The following is a 2,989-nucleotide window of genomic DNA, read 5'->3' as shown; positions in this document are numbered from 1 at the left end:
CGGCGCTCGTGCGCATGACATCCACGAGCCCGTCGCCGTCGATGTCGATCAGCCGTACCCCGGGCGCTTCGAGCGCGTAGGGAGGGCTTTTCTTCAGGCGTAGCCGATGCTGCCAGCGCCCGTCCCCCTGATTCGGGAAAAAATGCACGTCGGTCGGGCCCGGCGCAAGGCGCGCCACGAGGTCCGCAAGCCCATCGCCGTTCATGTCGGCAAACTGCACCCCGGGGCTCGCAAGCAGCACCGAGCTCGCGCTCGCTCAGTCCTCGCGTGGTCAACGCCGGTCAGTGCGGTGCGTCCTGGAAGAACCGACGCGCCCAAAGCGCTTGGCGTGAATTCGCATTCGTGCTCCACCAGGTCGAACGAGCCATCGATCCCCGAGTGTCCCTTCACGAGGTGCTCCTAAGCTGGAATGACTTATCGAGGTCGCTTGCCGAGCCCCCTCGTCGCCGCCGTTCCCAGCTCTCCCAGTACTTCCACTACGAGTAAAACAAGTTAGCGCTTATGGGCGCTTGTCCCCTGCATGCTCGCCCATGATAACCCCAAGCCAGCAGGTTGCAGCCCCGTCAATTCCTCACGCAGCCTAATAACGATCGCCCGTCCAGCCTTCTACCGTTCAGCCATGCCCGCCCGGCATGCCTGACTATCGAGTAGCCGCCCCCGTCGCCGGGGGCGGCTCTCACAGAACCGTACAAGTGCCTTTCACATACGGCTCTTCGGGACAGCGGATTTCGCCCGAGGGTTCCCACCGCTGCCGGCCGGGTCACGACCTCGCCGTATCCCAGTCCAGCGGGAGCTGAGCCGGGGCGTCGACCTGTTCGTGCATCTTTTGCCAATGGCTGCGGAGGGATACGAGCCCACGTGCATCCCAGTAGGAATTCCGTAGTGCCCGGTCCACCGCGTTGGAGTGGCTCAGTGCCCACCGCGACTTGCGGCCGCTGTAGACACTTCGCCACGCCGTGGACATGCGGATGCCGAACGAGATGAGTTTCTTCACGATCGTTCGTTTGCGTTTCCAGTGGCTGAGTTGGAGCGCACGCAGCCGGCGACGGATGTGTGCGTCCAGAGCGCCAAGCACTCGCTCGGCGCCTGCAGTACAGATGCCAAAGAACTGGATCCATCCCAACAGGTACCTATTGACCTGGTGGATGCACGCGTCCACCGAGTTGCCCCAGTTGCGCGGTGTCAGTTGACGGATCTGTGCGTCGATACGCTCCTTGGAGCGCTTCGACAACAGCACCTCGACGCTCCCATCCAACGGTTCACACCGCAGACGGAAACCCACAAAGTGCCGTTCCTCTGGCCGCGCCACCGCACTCTTGGCCTCGTTCACCTGGAGTCGAAGTCGCCTCTCGATGAACGATTTCAAGCTTGCCATCACGCGCTGTCCTGCTCGCTCGCTTCGCACGTAGACGTTGGCATCGTCCGCGTAGCGGACGAACCGGTGCCCACGGCGAGCCAGCTCCTGATCCAGCTCGTCTAGGATGATGTTGCTGAGCAACGGCGAAAGGGGACCCCCTTGGGGTACCCCCTCCTCCGTACTCACCACCACGCCATCCGGCATCACTACCTTGGTGGCGAGCATCTGGCCGATCAGGCGCAACAGCCTCTTGTCCACGACTCGCTGCGCGAGCCGCGACATCAGCCGTTGGTGATGGACCCGATCAAAGAATCGTTCTAGATCGATGCCCACCACCCAGTCGTGCCCTGCTTCCAGATGCTCTACCGCCTCGGCAATCGCCGTGTGGCAGCTCCGACCAGGCCGGAACCCGTGGCTGCTCGGATGAAACGTCGGCTCGTACACAGGCTCGAGCACCTGACGCACCGCCTCCTGGACCATCCGGTCCACCACGTTTGGGATGCCCAGACCGCGTTGGCCTCCGCCACTCTTGGGGATCCACACACGCCGGATCGCTCCGGGCCGGTAGCTCCCTTCAAGCAGTTGACGCCTTAGCTCGGACACCAGCTCCGGCAAATGCTTGCGCACCTGCGCGATGCTGAGCCCGTCCACTCCGGGTGCCCCGCGGTTCTTGGCCACTTCGTAAAACGCTAACTCCAATCGCTCCGATACTGCATCGATCGTCGCGGGTGCGGCTGTCTTGGCCTTGATACTCGACTTCGGCGCCCCGCTGGAGCCAGCTCGTTGTCGGCAACGGGCCACCTCCGCGTCGGCGTCCGCTTGCGCGGACTCTTCGGCTGTCTCGAGTCTCAGACAAAGCTGCCTCACCTCTTCGTTGACCGGGAACGCTCTCGCTCCCGCACCGGGCTCGACCGCGTGCGTTGGGGCCGAGTTTCCACGGCCTTGCGCTACTATGCGTTCCTCTGACTTCTGTCGGGTCATCGCCTTTCGTTCTTCCGTCCTACGGGCTGCCGCTTTCACGGAACCCGACAGATCTCCCTGGGTCAGCTGCAACAGATTTCACCACCAGCCTGTCGCCAATACCCATGCGACTCCGATGCTTTTCGGGCTTCAGCGCTGAGGGCCGCCTTACCCGTCGCACAGGCCTTACGGCGCTTCACTTGCGTTCAGGTCAGTGATGCACCTATGACTCCATCGGACCTCCCCTCGCGGGACCGGCGGCGTGGCCCGAAAGCTCACCTCCGACGGCGAACTGGTGCTCCAGATCGATGCCCTTGTCTCGTCGGTGTCGGGTTCCCTGCATCAGGGCCCCGGGTTTGGACTTTCACCTCCTATCCGTTGCGCCTGCCAGGCGCACCCTCGCTCGCGCTCCTCAGCGCAGCTCGGAAGGAGCCTCGGGAACGTGGGTGATCAGATCGGGGACCACTGCATGTGCTTGACACCGGCCGCTCTATCGATGGGCCATTTGGCTTCGCGGGCAGGAGTACGATCCCAAGCTCGCCACCTAGTGTCCTGTGGGCACGGTGCGAACCTGACCCCGACGCCAAGACGTCGAAACCCTGAAAGCACCATTTCCTCGACCAGCCTCCTGTGCCCCGGCAACGTTAGGCCGGATTCAAAGCACGTATCGAT

General features: G+C 63.3%; 2 protein-coding genes. Both read right to left on the bottom strand.

What is annotated here, in order from left to right:
• Positions 1-241: VCBS repeat-containing protein (locus MJD61_14960; GenBank protein MCG8556570.1), on the bottom strand; the 241-nt coding region annotated here is incomplete at its 3' end.
• Positions 242-760: 519 nt separating this feature from the next.
• Entirely contained in the window at positions 761-2,338 is a 1,578-nt protein-coding gene (gene ltrA / locus MJD61_14955; GenBank protein ID MCG8556569.1) for a group II intron reverse transcriptase/maturase, read from the bottom strand.
• Positions 2,339-2,989: the final 651 nt, after the last annotated feature.

Source organism: Pseudomonadota bacterium, from assembly GCA_022361155.1.
Taxonomy (GTDB): domain Bacteria; phylum Myxococcota_A; class Polyangia; order Polyangiales; family JAKSBK01; genus JAKSBK01.
This window is presented reverse-complemented; position numbering and strand designations above follow the sequence as displayed.